Origin of the sequence: Helicobacter valdiviensis (assembly GCF_003245365.1) — a bacterium.
Lineage (GTDB): Bacteria > Campylobacterota > Campylobacteria > Campylobacterales > Helicobacteraceae > Helicobacter_D > Helicobacter_D valdiviensis.
Map to the genome: position 1 here is coordinate 1 of NZ_NBIU01000024.1, position 19,239 is coordinate 19,239.

Annotated in this window: 20 protein-coding genes; 17 read left to right on the plus strand and 3 right to left on the minus strand. The window is 31.3% G+C overall.

The genetic code is table 11. The features are described from left to right. Window positions 1–1,070: PDC sensor domain-containing protein (locus tag B6S12_RS07745; protein WP_220083644.1), on the minus strand; the 1,070-nt coding region annotated here is incomplete at its 3' end. Between the two features lie 509 nt (window positions 1,071–1,579). On the opposite strand from B6S12_RS07745, the gene B6S12_RS07750 reads away from it, so the two are divergent. From B6S12_RS07750 to proB, 12 genes are all read left to right on the plus strand, one after another. Next, window positions 1,580–2,050: a DUF411 domain-containing protein gene (locus B6S12_RS07750; RefSeq protein WP_111230226.1), complete on the plus strand. Its 471-nt coding sequence runs from the start codon at window positions 1,580–1,582 to the stop codon at window positions 2,048–2,050. Window positions 2,051–2,717: 667 nt separating this feature from the next. Beyond that, entirely contained in the window at window positions 2,718–2,849 is a 132-nt protein-coding gene (locus tag B6S12_RS11815; protein WP_425454662.1) for a FeoB-associated Cys-rich membrane protein, read from the plus strand. 76 nt (window positions 2,850–2,925) lie between these two features. Then, window positions 2,926–4,314 carry a major outer membrane protein gene (locus B6S12_RS07760; RefSeq protein WP_111230228.1) on the plus strand — a complete coding sequence of 463 codons (1,389 nt, stop codon included), beginning with the start codon at window positions 2,926–2,928 and terminating at the stop codon, window positions 4,312–4,314. 204 nt (window positions 4,315–4,518) lie between these two features. After that, the gene (locus tag B6S12_RS07765; protein ID WP_111230229.1) at window positions 4,519–5,937 is read left to right on the plus strand and encodes a major outer membrane protein; all 1,419 of its coding nucleotides are present in this window, start codon (window positions 4,519–4,521) and stop codon (window positions 5,935–5,937) included. Window positions 5,938–6,129: 192 nt separating this feature from the next. Beyond that, the gene (gene thiC, locus B6S12_RS07770; RefSeq protein WP_111230230.1) at window positions 6,130–7,461 is read left to right on the plus strand and encodes a phosphomethylpyrimidine synthase ThiC; all 1,332 of its coding nucleotides are present in this window, start codon (window positions 6,130–6,132) and stop codon (window positions 7,459–7,461) included. Between the two features lie 9 nt (window positions 7,462–7,470). Next, window positions 7,471–8,580: an Mrp/NBP35 family ATP-binding protein gene (locus B6S12_RS07775; RefSeq protein WP_111230231.1), complete on the plus strand. Its 1,110-nt coding sequence runs from the start codon at window positions 7,471–7,473 to the stop codon at window positions 8,578–8,580. A 173-nt stretch (window positions 8,581–8,753) separates the two neighbouring features. Then, the gene (sppA, locus tag B6S12_RS07780) at window positions 8,754–9,635 is read left to right on the plus strand and encodes a signal peptide peptidase SppA (protein ID WP_111230232.1); all 882 of its coding nucleotides are present in this window, start codon (window positions 8,754–8,756) and stop codon (window positions 9,633–9,635) included. Then, entirely contained in the window at window positions 9,635–10,465 is an 831-nt protein-coding gene (gene purU / locus B6S12_RS07785) for a formyltetrahydrofolate deformylase (RefSeq protein WP_111230233.1), read from the plus strand. The genes sppA and purU overlap by 1 nt, the downstream gene beginning before the upstream one ends. Window positions 10,466–10,555: 90 nt before the next feature. Next, entirely contained in the window at window positions 10,556–10,867 is a 312-nt protein-coding gene (gene rplU / locus B6S12_RS07790; RefSeq protein ID WP_111230234.1) for a 50S ribosomal protein L21, read from the plus strand. A gap of 22 nt (window positions 10,868–10,889) precedes the next feature. Next, window positions 10,890–11,147, plus strand: a complete 258-nt coding sequence (gene rpmA, locus B6S12_RS07795; RefSeq protein WP_111230235.1) for a 50S ribosomal protein L27 — start codon at window positions 10,890–10,892, stop codon at window positions 11,145–11,147. 57 nt (window positions 11,148–11,204) lie between these two features. Further along, window positions 11,205–12,284 carry a GTPase ObgE gene (gene obgE, locus B6S12_RS07800; protein WP_111230236.1) on the plus strand — a complete coding sequence of 360 codons (1,080 nt, stop codon included), beginning with the start codon at window positions 11,205–11,207 and terminating at the stop codon, window positions 12,282–12,284. Then, entirely contained in the window at window positions 12,277–13,077 is an 801-nt protein-coding gene (proB, locus tag B6S12_RS07805) for a glutamate 5-kinase (protein WP_111230237.1), read from the plus strand. Before obgE ends, proB begins: the two co-directional genes overlap by 8 nt. A 34-nt stretch (window positions 13,078–13,111) precedes the next feature. On the opposite strand, the gene B6S12_RS07810 is transcribed toward proB, so the two are convergent. Together B6S12_RS07810 and B6S12_RS07815 are read right to left on the minus strand one after the other, a co-directional pair. Beyond that, window positions 13,112–14,950 carry a capsular polysaccharide export protein, LipB/KpsS family gene (locus B6S12_RS07810; protein ID WP_111230238.1) on the minus strand — a complete coding sequence of 613 codons (1,839 nt, stop codon included), beginning with the start codon at window positions 14,948–14,950 and terminating at the stop codon, window positions 13,112–13,114. 34 nt (window positions 14,951–14,984) lie between these two features. Continuing rightward, a complete protein-coding gene (locus B6S12_RS07815; protein WP_111230239.1) occupies window positions 14,985–15,338 on the minus strand; it encodes a hypothetical protein in 354 nt (117 codons plus the stop codon). Window positions 15,339–15,459: 121 nt separating this feature from the next. Between B6S12_RS07815 and B6S12_RS07820 the strand changes: the two genes are divergently transcribed. The 5 genes from B6S12_RS07820 (at window position 15,460) to B6S12_RS07840 (ending at window position 19,190) form a co-directional block, all read left to right on the plus strand. Beyond that, window positions 15,460–15,879, plus strand: a complete 420-nt coding sequence (locus B6S12_RS07820; protein ID WP_111230240.1) for a helix-turn-helix domain-containing protein — start codon at window positions 15,460–15,462, stop codon at window positions 15,877–15,879. A 78-nt stretch (window positions 15,880–15,957) separates the two neighbouring features. Continuing rightward, complete coding sequence (locus B6S12_RS07825) at window positions 15,958–16,869, plus strand: methionyl-tRNA formyltransferase (protein ID WP_111230241.1); 912 nt, start codon at window positions 15,958–15,960, stop codon at window positions 16,867–16,869. Continuing rightward, on the plus strand, window positions 16,870–17,505 hold the full coding sequence (locus B6S12_RS07830; protein WP_111230242.1) for a biotin--[acetyl-CoA-carboxylase] ligase: 636 nt from the start codon (window positions 16,870–16,872) through the stop codon (window positions 17,503–17,505). It begins immediately after the preceding gene. A gap of 12 nt (window positions 17,506–17,517) precedes the next feature. Then, window positions 17,518–18,309: a ParA family protein gene (locus B6S12_RS07835; RefSeq protein WP_111230243.1), complete on the plus strand. Its 792-nt coding sequence runs from the start codon at window positions 17,518–17,520 to the stop codon at window positions 18,307–18,309. Continuing rightward, the gene (locus B6S12_RS07840) at window positions 18,309–19,190 is read left to right on the plus strand and encodes a ParB/RepB/Spo0J family partition protein (RefSeq protein WP_111230244.1); all 882 of its coding nucleotides are present in this window, start codon (window positions 18,309–18,311) and stop codon (window positions 19,188–19,190) included. Before B6S12_RS07835 ends, B6S12_RS07840 begins: the two co-directional genes overlap by 1 nt. Window positions 19,191–19,239: the final 49 nt, after the last annotated feature.

Sequence of the window (19,239 nt, forward strand, 5' to 3'; positions counted from 1 at the left end):
GTATTAATAGCTTTAGCCATAATGCCAAATTCATCATTGCTTTTTACATTAATAGGCTTAGGAGCATTTTTGCTTTCATGGTTTAGGTAGGAGAAGAAACCTGATAAGCCATTTTGGATAGAGGAGAGGGGTTTTAAAAGATGAGAAATAAATAATTTAACAAGGATTAAAACCACAACAATAGCAATACAACTAACAATTACTTGGCGTTTTAATATAGAGCTACTTGCATGTTGATATACGCTTTCTTCAGTAATGGAACAAATATTAAAAAGCGGATTAATGGTTGCATTACACATAACTGCTTGTGGAATGCCTTGATCATTATTGACGACAAAAAGCTCTACATTGTCTTTGCTTAGAATTTCAGGATTTTCTTTAAAAGCTTGTGCAATATTTTGGCTTAATGTATTTTTGGTAAGCATTCTTTTGGTGTCTTCATGAAACATGATAGTTCCATCGGGTGCATAAACGCCTACATAAGAGTTTTGTGAGCGTCCTAAAGATAGAACATCTTTTGAAAATTTTTCTAAGTTATATACGCCTGCTACTACTCCAATTACATTTCCATTGCGTTTTACACTATAAGAATAAGTGACTGAAAAATGTCCAGTAGTTAAAGATTTATAAGGTTCTGTTACGGCAACCTTTTCGCTTTTGAGTGCAGCAATATACCAAGGACGCGTTCTAGGATCAAATCCATCTTGTGTTGCACTTCTTTTTGTTCTATCAAATTGATAGGTAATGCCATCTTGTGTAGCAAAAAATACAGTGTCAAATCCCATATTATCTTTTGCTAAATTTAAAACATTATAGATGTTGTTTTCATCTAGCGGTGTGTTTGGATCTTCAAAAAATTCTCCAAGCCCACTAATAGCTCCTCTTTTAAGGTCAGAGTAAAATTCAAAGAAGTAGCCAACATCATATAAAACTTTATGTTGATTTTCCTTAAGATAGTTAAAACTGCTTTCTTTGGCACCAAAATAGCTAATGCCACTTATAACTATCAAAACGATAGCAAAAAGAATACCGACTAAATAGATAATTTTAGAAGATACTGATTTTTTCATAAAATTCTCCCATTTATTTTTATTGATTGCCTTATTTTTTAAGGACTTGTTAATTATATATTTTTTTTGTTAAAAATATAAAATATTTTTGTGAATTTATCGGTATTTTGCATTTTGGTAATTAAAATTATTGTATTTTATAATTACAGAAAATTAAAATTTTATTTTGGAAAATGACAGAATTTAATTTATAAAAATTTTATTAATTTTAACAAAATTAAAATGATAAAATATGGAAATAATTTATAGGTAACTAAAAGATTAATTTTATTTAAATAAAATAAAAAAATTTAGAATATAATTGTTTCTTAAAAAACTTGTGAATTAATTTTAGTATAAATATTATTAGAAATTATTATAGTAAATTTATAATAAAATTTATTTGTTTCTGTAGAATTGTTGTAAATAAGTTACTTTTTTGGGATTTGCTTAAAATTTTGTTAAATAATGATTTATTTTATTAAGTTATAATTTTTGTAAATTTTATTTGTTTTTAGGAGTAAATTGCAATGAAAAAAATCATTTCCAAAAGTGTATTTTTAGCATTTGGGGTAATGCCATTGGGGCTTTTTGCGGCTGATAAAATAGAGCTTTATAATAGTCCATTTTGTGGATGCTGTAAAGTGTGGGAAGACTATATGGTAAAAAAGGGCTATGAAGTTAAAAGCACTTATGCAGAAGATATTGCAAAGATTAAAGAAAAATATAAAATTAAACCTGAATATCAAAGTTGCCATACTGGAATTATTCAAGGATATGTTGTGGAAGGACATGTTCCAGAAGACGCACTAAAATGGCTACTAGAGAATAAACCTAAAGATGTGATAGGGATTTCAACTCCGGGTATGCCTATAGGAAGTCCTGGAATGGAGCAGGGCAATGTAGAAGAAGAATATCCAGTGATTTTAATGTTAAAAGATGGAAGTTATAAAACTTATGGGATTTATAAGGGACATAAACTTATCAAGAAGGTTATTTAGGATTTTGTTTTTATATTTTGATTAAGAATGTTATTTTATTGTTTTTGTTAAAAGTAAAATAATTTGACAAATTTTCTTGGGAGGAGGGGTTATCTATAAAACTTTAATGCAAGAGTTTAGAATAAATGACTTTTGTTTGGTTGATATTTGTTTGCAAAAGTTGCTTTATGAAAAAATAAACTTTAAATTAAAGTTAGAATTTTTGGCTTTAAAGAAAAGTGTAAAACAAAAGTGTAGTAGAACAAGATTATAAAGAATATATAATTTTGGGAGTAGGTTATTAATTTATTAGATAATCTTATATAGTTTAATTAAATAATTAAGAGGTTTTGTGGCTATCGTTTTTTAAAATTTTTGCTTCCAGCTTTTAAAAATATTTGTTTTTAAAGATGATAAAATATACTTTAAATACTTTGTAGTTCAATAGTTCAATAGTTCAATAGTTCAATAGTTCAATAGTTCAATAGTTCAATAGTTTGATAGTTTGATAGTTTGATAGTTTGATAGTTTGATAGTTTGATAGTTTGATAGTTTGATAGTTTGATAGTTTGATAGTTTGATAGTTTGATAGTTTGATAGTTTAAAAATAATAGTAAATCTTATTTTTAATTTTAATAGTATATAATTGCCAAAAATTATGATTTTGGAGAAAATAAGCATGGAAAACATGGGCGAATTAATTATCTTAGGCGTTATTTTTGTAGTTTGTGCGGGATATTTTGTTTTTAAGTTAATTCCTAAGAAAAAAAAGGGATGTGGATGTGGGTGTGATTGTAACACTAGCAAACAAAAAAGATAAAATTTTAACCACTTAAAAATAATTAAGCCTTAATTGGATAAAATTGCGACTTTATTTTAAACTTAAAGGGTAAAAAATGAAATTTTTAAAACTTAGTTTAGCTACTTCAGTGGCAATCGCTGGACTTTCATCTGTAAGTTTAGCTCAACCTTTAGAGGAAGCAATTAAGGGGATTGATGTAAGTGGAATGCTACGCTACCGCTACACAGATAATCGCTATAAAGATAGAGATTTTACAAAAGACAATTCAGATAGAGGTGATGCTAGGCATCAATGGAGAGCAGATGTTCTTTTTAAAACTCCTGTGATTAACGCAGTTTCTTTTAATTTAGGTATTGGTTACCATAATGCACAACAAAATGTAAATCATGAAAATAATGCAGGAACAGGAAGTGGGCTTGGAAGTGGAAGTGATGGATGGTTTGGTGTAAGAGAATTTAACGCACTAATCACCCCAGAATCTACTGCTACAAGTGTAAAAGTAGGTAAGATGATTATGACAATGCCTATTAGTGATACACTAGATGATAGAGGAACAGGTATCTTAGCTACAAACTCAGATTTGCCACATTGGACTTTTGTAGTGGGTGCTTATGATTCTTGGAGTGTGGATGATATCCAAGGTGGTTATTGGCTAACTCCAAAAAATGAATCTTTCACAAAGCCACTTTATACTATTGCAGCAATTAGCAATTATGAAACAAATTATGGGAATTTTGGTTCTCAATTATGGTTTTATGGTGTAAAAGATATGGTGGATGCAGGTGGATTTGGTGAGCTTTCATGGAGTAATAATATTTTCCACCTAAAAGGACAATACGCATTTGCAAAGCTTAATAATGATGAAGGTTCTGTATGGAGAGATTATTATTTAAATATTCATCCTTCACATAGAGCAGGTGGAGTAAAAGAAGCAAACGATCTTTATACACTAGAAGCAGGTGTGAGATTCCATGAGTTTAATGTTCCAGTAGCTCTTAATGTAGGATATTGGGGCAATACTCAAGATGGCTTCTCTGTTGCATTTGATAATGAGGGTGCTTTCCAGAAATATGGACAAATTTGGTTTGAAAGTGCTGCAACAGGAGTAGATATTTCCATGTTTAATAGTTATTCAGGTGAGATGCCACATGGATATGAATCTAATGAACTTAGTGTAATGTATGCAAATTTAAATTATGATATTTTAGAGAATTTAAATATTGGTATTGATTATATCTATGGGAAAAATAAACAAACTAGAGGGATACCAGGAAGAGCTGATAGAGTTGGTGGTGATATAGAATTCCAAGAAATTAACCCAAACATTACTTGGCAATACTCTAAACCTCTTAAATTTGCAGTTAATTATTCTTTCTTGACAACCGATAAGGATAATACACTAATTACAGATGATCCAAATGCAAGCGGTCAAAGCAAAGAAAAAAGAGATAGAATTCGCTTTGAAGCAAGATATAATTTCTAATTTTTCTTTGTAGGGCAAATAGATTTTTCTATTTGCCTTTTTTTATGCCCTATTTAGTATTACAAAAATAATTTTTTTATTACAAAATGCTACAAAATTTTAATTTTTATCTGCAGAATCTACAAAAAACAATAAAATAAAATATAATTAAGGATAATCTACTAAACTTTGCTTTGAGATAAAAACACAATATAAGGAAGAAAAATGAAATTTTTAAAACTTAGTTTGGTTGCTTCAGTAGCAATTATTGGATTTACAAATATAGGCTTTGCACAACCCTTGGAAGAGGCAATTAAGGGAATAGATATTAGTGGAATGTTGCGCTATCGCTATACAGATGATAGATTTAAAGATCAAGGCTTCATTAAAGATAATGGCGATAAAGGCTCTGTAAATCATGCCTATAGAATTGATATGCTTTTTAAAACACCTATTGTTAATGCAATCTCTTTTAATCTTGGAATAGGTTATGATAATAGAAGCCAAAATGTAAGCCATGGAAATGGGCTTTATGATGATAATGGATTGATTGATGGCACTCAAGGCTTAGGAAGTGGGCTTGGAAGTGGAAGTGATGGGAAGTTTGGTGTAAGAGAATTTAACGCACTCATTACTCCAGAAGCTACCGCTACAAGTATAAAGGTGGGTAAGATGGTTATGGATACTCCGCTAAATGATACACTAGATGACAGAGCCACAGGAGTTTTACTAACAAATTCAGATTTACCTCATTGGACTTTTGCATTAGGAGCTTATGATTCTTTTAGTTTAGATGATGTGTATCAGGGTTGGCTAGGGAGTGATGGTTCTTATACAAAACCTTTTTATCATCTAGGTGCAATTAGTAATTATGAAACAAATTATGGGAATTTTGGCGGACAAATTTGGGCTTTTAATCTAAAAGATACTATGAAGTTTGGAACATTTGCTGAAATTTCTTGGGATAATAGTCTTCTAAATTTAAAGGCACAATATGCTTATACAAAACTAGATAATAGTAAAGAATCTTTTTTAAGCCAAATCCATGAAGGTAATTTATTGACAAAAGATAATGATCTTTATGTGTTAGAAGCAGGTATGGATTTTTCTAAATTTGATATTCCACTTGGCGTAACAGTGGGTTATTGGGGTAATACTAAAGAAGGTTATGTGGTGTCTTTGGATAATGAAGGGGCTTTTTCAAAAGTGGGACAAATTTGGTTTGAAAATGCAGCAACAGGAATAGGTATAGGAATTTCAAATTATGGAATTCATAGAAATCCAACACTTAATGATAAAAATAGATTGAGTGTGATTTATGGAAATTTAAATTATGATATTTTGGAAAATCTTAATATTGGGATTGATTATGCAGGCGGAAAAAATAAGCTTACAAGAAGCGGAGTAAGTGGGGATATAGATTTTTATGAGATTAGTCCAAATATTACTTATTGGCATACAAAATCCTTGCAAGTTTTTACCTATTATTCTTTTTTAACTACCAAAGCAGATAAAAATGTAGTGTTTGCGAGTGATTTTATAGGTGTGGATAATTCTGGATTGCCGATAGCATTTGATAACTCCAAACATACGCTAAAAGAAAAATATAATGAATTTAGAGTAGAAGTAAAATATTTCTTTTAATTTACAAATTTAATCTCTTTAAAAAATATTAGTAAAGTTTAAAAACTTAGCTTTTTAGGCTTTGCTTAATTTACACATTTTTAAAAACTTTTTTTACTTTTTGTATTTTTTTTGCGAGCAAAGCTAAAATTAAATTTTATTTTGCTACTTTATGGACGCATATTTATAAACTATCCATTATAAGGAGAACTAATGCGAAGCAAATGGGTAGAAGCCCGCAAAAATGATAAAGTAAAAACGCAACTTCATTATGCTAAACAAGGCATAATTACAGAAGAGATGCAATATGTTGCAAATATTGAAAATCTAGAAGCAGAGCTTATTAGAAAAGAGATTGCTAAAGGACGCTTGATATTGCCATCTAATATTAACCATACCAACTTAGAACCTATGGGTATTGGAATTTCTGTGCGGACTAAAATCAATTCTAATATTGGCAGTTCAGCACTTGCAAGTTCTATTGAAGAAGAAGTGCAAAAAACTCTAGTATCTATCAAATATGGTGCAGATACCATTATGGATTTAAGCACGGGTGGGGATTTAGACAGTATAAGAGAAGCAGTGATTAAGAACTCTAGCGTTCCTATCGGCACAGTGCCTATTTATCAAATCTTACATGATGTGAAAAATGATATTAATGCTCTTACGATTGATAAAATGCTTGAAGTAATGGAGCGTCAAGCAAAGCAAGGGGTAAGTTATTTTACAATCCATTGCGGTTTCTTATTAGAGCATATGCCATCTTTAGCTAAAAGAAAAATGGGTATTGTAAGTCGTGGTGGAAGTCTTATGGCTTCTTGGATGATGCATTATCATAAACAAAATCCTTTTTATGAGGCATTTGATGATATTTTAGAGATTTGTAGAAAATATGATGTTTCTTTAAGTCTTGGAGATTCTTTGCGTCCTGGTTGTTTGGCAGATTCTAGTGATGAAGCACAGCTAGGAGAACTAAAGGTTCTAGGGGAACTAACTCTAAGAGCTTGGGAAAAAGATGTGCAAGTGATGATTGAAGGACCAGGGCATGTGCCAATGAATGAAATTGAACGCAATGTAGAGCTTCAAAAAGAGCTTTGCCATGAAGCACCTTTTTATGTTTTAGGTCCGCTTGTAACAGATATTGCAGCAGGATATGATCATATTGCTTCAGCTATTGGTGCAAGTATTGCAGCTTGGAAAGGTGTGGCAATGCTTTGTTATGTTACCCCTAAAGAACACTTAGGATTGCCTAATGCAAAAGATGTAAGAGAAGGTATTATTGCTTATAAAATAGCAGCACATGCAGCTGATATTGCAAGAGGTAGAATCAATGCTAGGGTGAGAGATGATGCAATGAGTAATGCAAGGTATAATTTTGATTGGAATAAGCAGTTTGAATTAGCACTAGATCCAGAGAGAGCAAGAGAATACCATGATGAAAGTTTGCCTCAAGAAGTCTTTAAAGATGCGAAGTTTTGCTCTATGTGTGGGCCAAAATTTTGTAGCTATAAAATTTCACAAGAAATAATTGAACAACATAGTTAAGGAGAAAAAGTGAATCAAGAACAATTATTAAATTTGCTAAAAGAAGTAATTTATCCTAATTTTGAAAAAGATATTGTAACTTTTGGATTTGTAAAAGAAATGCTAGTGCATGAAAATGCAGTTTCTTTAAGACTTGAAATTCCTTCAGCCTCTAATGATGTGGCAGATGCTCTTAGAGAAACCATTACTAAAAAACTTAATGAAGCAGGAGTGAGTAAGATTAATATTGATATTAAACAGCCTGCTCCACAGCAACCCAAACAGCCAACAACTAAAAATCTTGCCCCACAAATTAAGAATTTTGTAATGGTAAGTAGCGGTAAAGGTGGTGTGGGTAAATCTACAACAAGTGTAAATTTAGCTATTGCACTTGCAATGCAGGGAAAAAAAGTAGCACTCCTAGATGCAGATATTTATGGGCCAAATGTTCCTAGAATGCTAGGATTACAAAAAGATAAGCCAGAAGTAGATCAAAAGCTTAAAAAACTTATTCCGCTTCAAGCTTATGGAGTAGAGATGATTTCTATGGGCGTGCTTTATGATGAGGGGCAAAGCCTTATTTGGCGTGGCCCTATGATTATTAGAGCGATTGAGCAAATGTTAAGTGATGTGCTTTGGGGTGAGCTTGATGTTATGGTAATTGATATGCCTCCAGGCACAGGCGATGCACAGCTAACTTTAGCACAAAGTGTGCCAGTAACTGCAGGAATTGCAGTATCAACCCCGCAAAAAGTAGCCTTAGATGATGGTGCAAGAGCATTAGATATGTTTAAAAAGCTTAAAATTCCACTAGCAGGAATTATTGAAAATATGAGTGGTTTTATCTGTCCAGGTTGCGGAGAAGAATATGATATTTTTGGTAAAGGCACAACAGAAGCCATAGCTAAAGAATATGGCACACAAACTCTAGCACAAATCCCAATTGAACCAAGTGTGAGAGAAGGTGGAGATAGCGGAAAGCCTATTGTATATTTTAATCCCGAATCTAAATCGGCCAAAGAATATCTAAAAGCAGCAAAAAGCTTATGGGAATTTATAGAAGAGGTGAATGCTAAAAATCTAGCAGACAACAAAGAAATCCAACCAGTAAATACTGGAAAATCTGCTTGTTCTTCTTAAAAATATTTCTCCTTTTTGGGAGAGATATTTTAAAAGAATTGTTTTAAAAATATAAAATGTATTTTATTTTTTGAAAGCAATTTGTAAAGATAGTCTAAAAATTGATAGCACCAAATAAAAAGATAATTTGTTATAATTATAGATTTATTTTGAAAATTTAAAAGGAGAGGATTTTGAAAATTTTTAAGATTTTTTTAGCACCGCTTGATTTTATTATGAAATATTTTAAAGCTTTAGTATTTTTATTGGTTGTATTTTTGATTTTTAGTGCAGGTGAGGGCAAAAAAGTGCAAAATGCAAATTTAGCTAGAGTTGATTTAAGTGGAATGATAATAGAGAGTGAAAGCTTTTTAAAAGAAGTTCAAGCAATAGAGCAAGATAATGCTATAAAAGGTGTATTGCTTGTGGTGAATTCTCCAGGAGGTGCGATTGCTCCTAGTGTAGAGATAGCAGAGGCTATTAAACGATTAAAGAGCAAAAAGCCAGTAGTTGCTTACGCACAAGGTGTGATGGCTAGTGGTAGCTATATGGCAGGAATGTGGGCAGATAGCATTGTGGCTAATAAGGGTTCGCTTTTGGGCTCTATTGGCGTGATTATAGAAGGTGTGGATATTAGTCCTTTATTGGATAAAATAGGTATTAAATCCCAAACACTAAAAGCAGGGATTTATAAAGAGGCAGGCACATTTGCAAGAGAATGGAGCAAAGAAGAAGAGGGCTTATTAAAAGATCTTGTAGAAGAGCAATATAGAATGTTTGTAGAGGATGTTGCATTAGCGCGCGGTTTGAAAGTTGAAAATGAAAATGAGTTTGCACAAGGTAGAATTATGAGTGCAAATACAGCTTTAAAGCTAGGCTTGATTGATGAGGTGGGAGATATTTATAAAGCACAAGAAAAATTAAAAGAACTTGCAAAAATCTCTAACCCCATTTGGCTAGAAAAAGAAGAAGATTTTTTCAATGAATTTTTGGGACAAAGCATTTCTAAAGGGATAGCAAGTGGGATTTTAAATGCTTATTCTAAAGTGTATGAAAATTTAAATAGGAATTATTGATGCGATATGCTTTAAAAATACAAACACCTGATGAAAAAGGCTTGATAGCAAAAGTTACAAATATTTTATTTGAATTGGATTTGAATATTTTAAAGAATGATGAATTTGTTGAAAGAGAAGACAATATTTTTTTTATGCGTTCTGAATTTATTGGAGAATGTGATATTGAAGTGTTGCATAAAAAAATTAGTGCAATTCTTTCTAAAGAAGCCATTATAGAAATTAAAAAAATGCAAAGGCGTAAAATTGTTATTTTATGCACTAAAGAAAATCACTGTTTAGGAGATTTGCTCATACGCTATGATAGCGGAGAGCTTAATGCGGATATTTTGGCGGTAATTTCTAACTATGAGGATTTATCTCCTTTGGTGCAAAAGTTTAATATCCCTTTTATTTGTGTTTCTAGTGAGGGATTAACTAGAGAAGAGCATGAAGAAAAAGTCCTAGAAGAGCTTAAGAATTATACATTTGATTATATGGTTTTAGCAAAATATATGCGTATTTTAACACCAAAATTTGTAAGTGCGTATGAGGGGAAAATTATTAATATCCACCATAGCTTTTTGCCTGCATTTATTGGAGCAAACCCCTATAAACAAGCTCATAAGCGGGGTGTTAAGATTATTGGAGCGACAGCACATTTTGTAAATAATGAGCTAGATGAGGGACCTATTATTTATCAAGATATTATTAAAATTAATCATGCACTCACTTGGAAAGAAATGCAAAAAAATGGACGCGATGTAGAAAAAATTGTTTTGGCTAAGGCACTTAATTTGGCTTTAGAAGAAAGAATATTTGTTTATAAAAACAAAACGATAGTTTTTTAAAAATTTTTAAAGAAAGCCTAATAAAAAAAAAGCTAGAATAATGCGTTTTATTTTTTAATAAAATAACTTCAAATTTTTAAGGAATTGTAGATGTATGCAATCATTCAGAATGGAGGCAAACAATACAAGGTGAGTGAGGGCGATATTATTTTGCTTGATTGCTTAAACCTTGAGCCAAAGTCAAAAGTTGAAGTGAATGAAGTTCTAGCAATCTGTGAAGATAGCGATATTAAGCTTGGAGTGCCTTATGTAAGTGGTGCTAAAGTGGAATTAGAAGTTATCAATGAGGGCAGAGGCAAGAAAGTTATCACTTTTAAAAAGCGTCGTAGAAAAGATAGTAAAACCAAAAGAGGCTTTAGAAGAGATTTTACACGCGTTCGTGTTGTAAAAATTTCAGCATAGATTGCTGCATTAAGGAGTAAAAATGGCACACAAGAAAGGTCAGGGAAGTACTCAGAATAATAGAGATTCAGCTGGACGCCGCTTAGGTGTGAAAAAATTCGGTGGGGAGTTCGTAAGAGCAGGAAATATTATTATCCGTCAAAGAGGCACTAAAGTGCATCCAGGAAGCAATGTAGGTATGGGTAAAGATCATACTATTTTTGCTTTAATTGATGGGATTGTTCAATTTGAAAGAAAAGATAGAAATCGTAAAAAAGTTTCTATTTATCCTGCTTCTTAAAATTCTTCAAAACTCCCTTTGGGGAGTGTCTTTAAAAATCAAAAATTAAGGTAATTAATGTTTGTAGATAGTGTTGAAATCTTTGTATCCTCTGGAAAAGGTGGCGAAGGTGCAGTTTCTTTTCGTAGAGAGAAATTTGTCATCAATGGTGGTCCAGATGGCGGAGATGGTGGTAAAGGCGGTAGCGTTTATTTTAAAGTAGATAGAAATACAGATACTTTATCGCATTTTAGAGGACACAAACATTTCAAGGCACAAAATGGACAACCAGGGCTTGGAAGAAATAAGTATGGCAAAAAAGGGGAAGATTTAGAAATTATCGTTCCCCCAGGAACTCAGGTAATAGATTTAGAAAATGGAGAAATTTTATTAGATTTATTGCAAGATGGAGAGAGGGTTTTATTTTTAGAAGGAGGTAAAGGAGGGCTGGGGAATGCACATTTTAAAAGTGCTACAAACCAACGCCCAACTTACGCACAAAAAGGGTTGCCAGGGATTGATAAAAAAATCCGCTTGGAGTTAAAATTGATAGCTGATGTGGGTTTGGTAGGTTTTCCAAATGTGGGCAAATCTACTTTAGTTTCCGTGCTTTCACATGCAAAACCGCAGATTGCAAATTATGAATTTACTACCTTAATTCCTTCGTTAGGAATTGTAGATGTGGGAGAATTTCGCTCTTTTGTGATAGCAGATATTCCAGGGATTATCGGAGGAGCAAGCGAGGGAAAAGGTTTAGGTTTAGAGTTTTTAAAGCATATTGAACGCACAAGATTTTTACTATTTGTGATTGATATTTCAAATTATAGAGAAATAGCAGAGCAGTTTAAAACTTTAAGAGAAGAAGTAGAAAAGTTTAGCCAAGAGTTATCTAAGCGTCCCTTTGGAGTTATTTTTACAAAGCTTGATGTGTTAGAAGAGGGAGAAATTTCTCAAAAATTAGAAGATTTTTTACAAGAATTTGATTTTAAACTTAAAAAAGAAGAAGAGGAGCTTTATATCCAAACTTCTAAAGAAGAGTATATTTTGGAATTTGATAAAAATATTCCACAATTTGTGCTAGGAATTTCTAGTGTTATGGGGAAAAATTTAGAAATTTTGAAGAAATATTTATATGAGAGTGTAAAAAGAAATGCTTAAAAACAGGATTGTTATTAAAGTGGGGAGCTCTATTTTAGTAGAAAATCAAAAGATTAATCTACACAGAATGGAAGCCTTAGCAAAACTTATTTTTGACTTAAAAGAAAAGTATGAAGTGATTTTGGTTTCTTCAGGGGCTGTTGCAGCGGGATATACAAGATTGTCTTTGGATAAGAGTGATTTAACAAATAAGCAAGTTTTAGCTTCTATTGGACAACCCTTGCTTATGGAGCTGTATGCGGAACTTTTTAAAAAATATAATATTATTACTTCGCAAATTTTGCTTACTGCCTATGATTTTGATTCAAGAAAACACACACAAAATGCAAGAAACGCAATGGAGGTGCTTTTAAAAAATGGTGTTTTACCTATTGTGAATGAAAATGATGTGATTGCAACAGGAGAGCTTAAATATCTAGGTTTTGGAGATAATGATCAGCTTTCAGCTTATGTTACGCATTATTTTAAAGCCTCTCTTTTAGTGATTTTAAGTGATATTGATGGTTATTATGATGATAATCCTCATACAAACCAACAAGCCAAAATGTATAAGATAATCCACTCTATTGCCAAAGAAGAATTAGAAGCTAATGCTACCCCACATAATCAATTTGCCACAGGTGGGATTGTAACCAAGCTAAAAGCTGCCAATTTTCTTTTAGAGAATAACAAAAAGATGTTTTTAACAAGTGGGTATCAATTAGAATTTGTAAGAGAGTTTTTATTGCAAGGTATAGAAAGTGGAGTATGGGAAAAAGGGACATTATTTGTTCCTTGCAAGTTAGATAAGTAAGCTGGATAAACAAATTTAGAATAAGCAAACTTAATTAAGTATGCCTAAGAGCTAAAATAAGCTTTAAAGGCTTTATTAGAGGGTTTTTGCTATCTATTATAAAATCTCTAGGTCTATTGAAAAGTTTTCTAGCAAGTCTATAAAATTTTGTATGATAGATTTTAGATTCTATTAGATTAACTAGGGTGCTATCTTGTAAATCTCTTTTTGTTTTTGTATTTTTAATCTCAAAAAGGTAAGACTTGTAAATAGGAGAATCTAGCTTATAACTCATCTTTTTTGCATGGGTGCATTGGAGATATTTTGTCTCTTTAATAATAATTTTATAAAAATCTATTGCTACAACTGCATTAATTTGCCTATCTTGTTTGTTGATGATTTTATAATAGCTTTTTCCAAAACTATAAAAATCAAAAATTAGATAATGTAAAAAGCGAAGCATTTTTGTTTCATCTACTTTAAAATCGCCCTTTAAGATACTTTTAAGAGAAGCTCTAAGCTCATTTTCATTTTTTACACTTATATTTAAATTGCTAAAAGCATAAAATGCTCCCCCACAGATAATACAAGGCTTTTGCATCATTAAAGCATACAATCCAACACCAGAATTTATTAACACACAAGCTTGGCTTATCTGTAAAAGATCTAAAAAATGCATATCATCGGGTGCAAAAAGTAAATTTTTATATGCTTTTTTATTTAAGCTTAAATCTAGGGGGTGTTTTTTAGCGATAAAAACCACATCTTGTTTTATAAAATCTTTAGCTAGTTTATCTATAATCTCTAAAAAGCCTTGATAATCAAAAGGTGGCTTAGAAAAGTATTTAATCACCGTATCGCTTGGCACTTGCAAGGGGATAAAGATTGCTTTTTTATGGCGGATTCCTAGCTGTCTTTGGAGGCTAATTTTGCTTTGTCTCAAGCCTTGCTTTTCAAGAAAATTTTCATTGTTAAAAAGCTCATTTTCAATGAAAGCTTTGGTTTTTGAGATTTGCTCTTTGCTTAAAGCTTTATTCCAAAGTTTTTCATCATATGAGGCAGAATCGTAATTGAAGCCCTTAGTATCAAAAAACCAACTATCATTTATCGCACCTCTCTCCCAAATTATATAGGATATATTTTGTTCTTTGCAAAAACTATAAATTTCAAACCTTAATTCATTGCCATAAGGATTAAATAAAATAATATTAGAAATTCCATTTGTTTTTAAAAAATCCATAAAAGCTTGCTTATTAAAAACCAATCTATCTGCTGTGCAGTCAAAAAAATCTTGTTCTAATTTATAAATACATTCTCCTATAAAGACACTAATTTGGTTTAAAATACGATGGGAAGTGGAATTTTCTTTAAAAAAAGCAAGATTTTTTGTAAGATTTAAAGGAATAGAAGATAAAGGCTCTATAAAATGATTTTTATTTAGCAAATTTTTAATGAAAATTTTATGATTTAATTCTTTGTTGTTAAGGTATTTGTTTTGGTTAGGTTTGGTATGCCAAAGATGGTAGATGTAAATTCCTTGCAACATTGCTTCTTGTGCTACTAGAGAAAACCAAGCTCTAAAACCTTTAAATTCACTGAACTCCCAATTTTTAGCAAAATAATCTAAATTGCTAGGCATTGCTTCAAACTTAGCACATTTTTTTAAAAGTCTAACCAAAAAATCAAAATCTTCACTACCATAGCCCTCAAAATCCTTATCATAGCCACCCAGTTCTAAAAATTTAAAGCGATTTAGAACAATAGATGATGAGGCATTCATAAAAAATTCAATAAATTCCCGCTTTCCACTAATAAAATCATTTTGAAAAAGCATATCTTTATTGTAAAAATTTTGATTTAAATAAATTTCAGTGCCAAATTCATTTAAAAACACGCAGGGTAAAACTAAAAAAGCATTAGGATTTTTATCAATTTCTTTTATATTTATTAACTCTAAAATATTTTCTAAATTTTTTTTTGCTTATCATACAATCAACATCTAAAGACATCACTACATCGCTTTTTGCATGGATAATGCCTAAATTTCTGCATTGTCCTTGCAAAAAATTTGAAATTTGAGTTTCATCTTTAAAATAACGATGCCCTTTGCTTTCAATCAAGTTTTTAAGCTCTGGATATTCTAAAGATGAAAAGCCTTCTACGAAAATATATTCAACTAAATCATCACTTTTATACTCGTTAGCCTTGTTTATCACCCTTTCTTTGATATAGGGTCGCTCTTTACTCGTTCCAAAAGGGATGATGATAGATAGTTTTGCCAAATTTGACTCCTAATTTTTATTGAAAAACGATAAAATTATAGATAATCGATACTTAAATTATACTTTTAAAATAATAAACTGGCTTAAAATTACAGATAAACTATAGATTAAAAGTAGAAAAATGAAAGTTGTCGATAGAATCAATGAAATTTTAAAAGAAAAAAATATCAGCAAAAAAGAACTAGCCAATCGCTTGATAAATTTAGGAATGAGGGCAAATAAAACAGGTGAAATTCCCACGCTTTCAAGTATCTATGCGTATTTAAATGGAAATATAGACATAAAAGCAGATATGATACCTTTCATTGCCGATGCTTTAGGGGTTTTTGAACAAGAACTCTTTAGTGACAATAAGAAGAAAAATTTAAAGATATTGAGTAAAATTTATAGTTTCCAATCAGGAGCGAATTATCCACAGCTTATAGAACTTTTAGAATATCTTCCGCCAAAAAGTTTGGAATGTTTAGAGGAAATTTTAAATCTAAATAAAGAAAGAATTATAGAATTAAATCAATTACTTAAAAATAATTTAAATAAATAAAATTAGAATCGCGATTAAACTTTATTTAAAGCGTTTTTGTTATGATTTTTTAAATCATTTTAAAAAGGTAATAGAGAAATGAAAATAATTTTTATGGGAACTCCTATGTATGCAAGTGTGATATTAGAAGCACTTATGCAAAGGCATGAGATTGTAGCACTTGTAGCACAAGAGGATAAGAAAGCGGGTAGAAATATGCAGCTTAAAATGCCTCATACTAAGGAGTTGCTAGTAAGTAAGGGTTTAGAGAATAAAATTCCTATTTTACAGCCTTCAAAATTAGATGAAGAATTTTATACAAAAATTAGTCAAATTTCTTGTGATGTTATTGTTGTGGCTGCTTATGGGAAGATTTTGCCTAAAAGGATACTTGATTTAGCACCTTGTATTAATTTGCATGCTTCTATTTTGCCAAAATATCGCGGTGCAAGTCCTATCCAAAGTGCAATTTTAGAACAAGATGAGTATTTTGGGGTTACTGCTATGAAAATGGAAGAAGGACTTGATTGCGGAGATATTTTAGGGATTTTGGCTTTTAAAAATCAAAATGAGGGTGCTTTGGAGCTGTTTTCTAAACTTTCAAGCAAGGCAGCGCAACTTACTTTAGAGCTTTTAGAAATTGGGCTAGATAAAATTAGCCCTCTAAAACAACTAGAATGCAAAAAGAGTTTGTGTAAAAAAATTAAAAAAGAAGATGGGAAGATAGAGTTAAAAAATGCTAAAGAGGTGTTTTTGAAATCTTTAGCATATGAAGGGTGGCCAGAAATCTCTTTGCAAAACCAAATTAAAATTAAAAATATCCAATTAAATGAAGAAGAATCCAATAATCAAGAAGGAGTGATTTTGCAAATCCAAAGAGATAAAATTCTCCTAGGTTGCAAAAAGGGAAGTATTTTTGTAAGCACTATCCAAGCACCTTCTAAAAAGCCTATGAATGCTTATGATTATCTGCAAGGAAAAAGATTGAAAGTGGGAGATATTTTAAGCTAGATGGAAATTCTTGAATTTGAAACTTTGCCTTCCACCCAAACTTTTTTGATAGATTCTCTTAAAAACAATTCCTTGCAAGCTCCCATTTTAGTATTAGCAAAAAGACAAACAAAAGGTGTAGGAAGCCGTGCAAACTCATGGGAAGAGGTTGAAGAGGGACTTTATTTTTCTTGTGCTCTGCCTTTAGAAAATCTTCCTAAAGATTTGCCCTTAGAATCTGTTTCACTTTATTTTGGTTATTTGTTTAAAGAAGGGTTAGAGGAGCTTGGCTCTAAACTTTGGTTAAAATGGCCAAATGATTTGTATTTAGAAGATAAAAAAATAGGTGGGGTTTTATGCTCTAAAATTGGAAAAGTAATTATTGTAGGAATTGGACTTAATTTAAAAGTAGCACAAAATTCTTTTGGAATGCTAGATATTAGGGTTTCAAAAGGAGAGATTTTAAAAAAATTCATAAAAAGAATAGAAAAAACTCTGTCGTGGAAGCAAATTTTTAGTAAATATAGGTTAGAATTCTTTAAAAGTTTGAATTTTGGTTTTCATATTGACAATAAGAAGCTTTCATTAGAGAATGCAATATTGTGTGAAGATGGTTCAATTCTTTCAAATGGGAAACGATATTATAGTTTGAGATAATGGGGAATGCTGATGTGTGAAGTTATTTCTATTGCTAATCAAAAAGGTGGGGTTGGTAAAACGACGACTGCTGTAAATTTGGCAGCTTCTTTGGCTGTTGAAGAAAAAAAAGTGCTCTTAATTGATGCAGATCCACAGGCTAATGCAACGACGAGTTTAGGATTTCATCGTAATACTATAGAGTTTAATATTTATCATGTTTTAATAGGAACTAAAAAGCTCTCACAAATCATTCAGAAAACTTCTATTCCTACTTTGCATTTAGCGCCTTCTAATATAGGTTTGGTAGGTATTGAAAAAGAGTTTTATAGCCAGCAAAAACGCAATGGTAGAGAGTTGATTTTAAAAAAGAAAATTGAAGAAGTGATGGAAACTTATGATTATGTGATTATAGATTCTCCACCTGCACTTGGCCCTTTAACCATAAATGCTCTAAGTGCTTCACATTCTGTGATTATTCCTATACAATGTGAATTTTTTGCACTTGAGGGATTAGCACAACTTATTAACACTATTAATATTTTAAAAAAAGAAATTAATCCTGATTTAGTAATTAAAGGTTTATTGCCTACGATGTATAGTTCGCAAAATAATCTTTCAAGGCAGGTATTGGCTGATTTATTGCAACATTTTGATAGTAAGCTTATTAAAGAAAACAATACAAGCAATGTTGTAACTATTCCTAGAAATATAAAATTAGCAGAATCTCCAAGTTTTGGTAAGCCAGTGATTTTATACGATGTGCGTTCGCAAGGCAATATTGCTTATCAAAGTCTTGCAAAAGCAATTTTAAAGAGGGCTTAATGGCTAAAAAAAATATGGGCTTAGGTAGAGGTCTTAGCGCGATTTTAGGTGAGGTAGAGGAAGCTTACCAAAATGATTTGCGTGATAATTCTGGATTAGTTGTGGAACTTGATATTGAAGATGTATTGCCAAATCCAATGCAACCAAGACGCATTTTTGATGAAGAAAGTCTGCAAGAGTTGGCTTCTTCTATTGAAGAGCATGGACTTTTACAGCCAATTATTGTGTATGAGGGCGATAAAGAGGGTAAGTATTTCTTAATCGCAGGAGAGAGAAGACTTAGGGCAAGTAAATTAGCTGGGAAAGATAGTATTAAAGCTATAGTTGTAGATATTAAAGAAGAAAAGTTACGCGAGCTTGCTTTGATTGAAAATATCCAAAGAGAAGATTTAAACCCTATAGATTTAGCACATTCTTATAAGGAATTGATTAGTAGCTATGGGATTACTCATGAAGAGTTGGCAAAAAGGCTTTCTAAATCAAGGACGCAAATCACAAATACTTTGCGATTATTAGAGCTTAGTGAAGCAGTGCAACAATATATACTTGAAAATAAAATTACACAAGGACATGCAAAAATTTTAGTAACTCTTCCTGCAAAAGAGCAAGAACTTATTGCCAATTCCATTATAGGACAAAAATTAAGTGTGCATGAGAGTGAAAAATTAATTAAAAGTCACAAAAATAAGGAAAAAACTGTTACCGATAAACCTATTTTGGAAATTTCAAAAGATAATCAAGTAAAAATGAAACAAATATGTAATTTGTTAAAAGAGCAAAAAGTTAAGGCAAATTTTACTAAAAATCGTTTCATTGTAGAATTTAGTAACGATAAGGAGGTGGATAAATTTGTTGAATTGTTAAGCAACTCTAGAATTTAAGAAAACCTTAGCTGTTTTAGTGTTAGAATAAAATTTTATGTTGTGAATG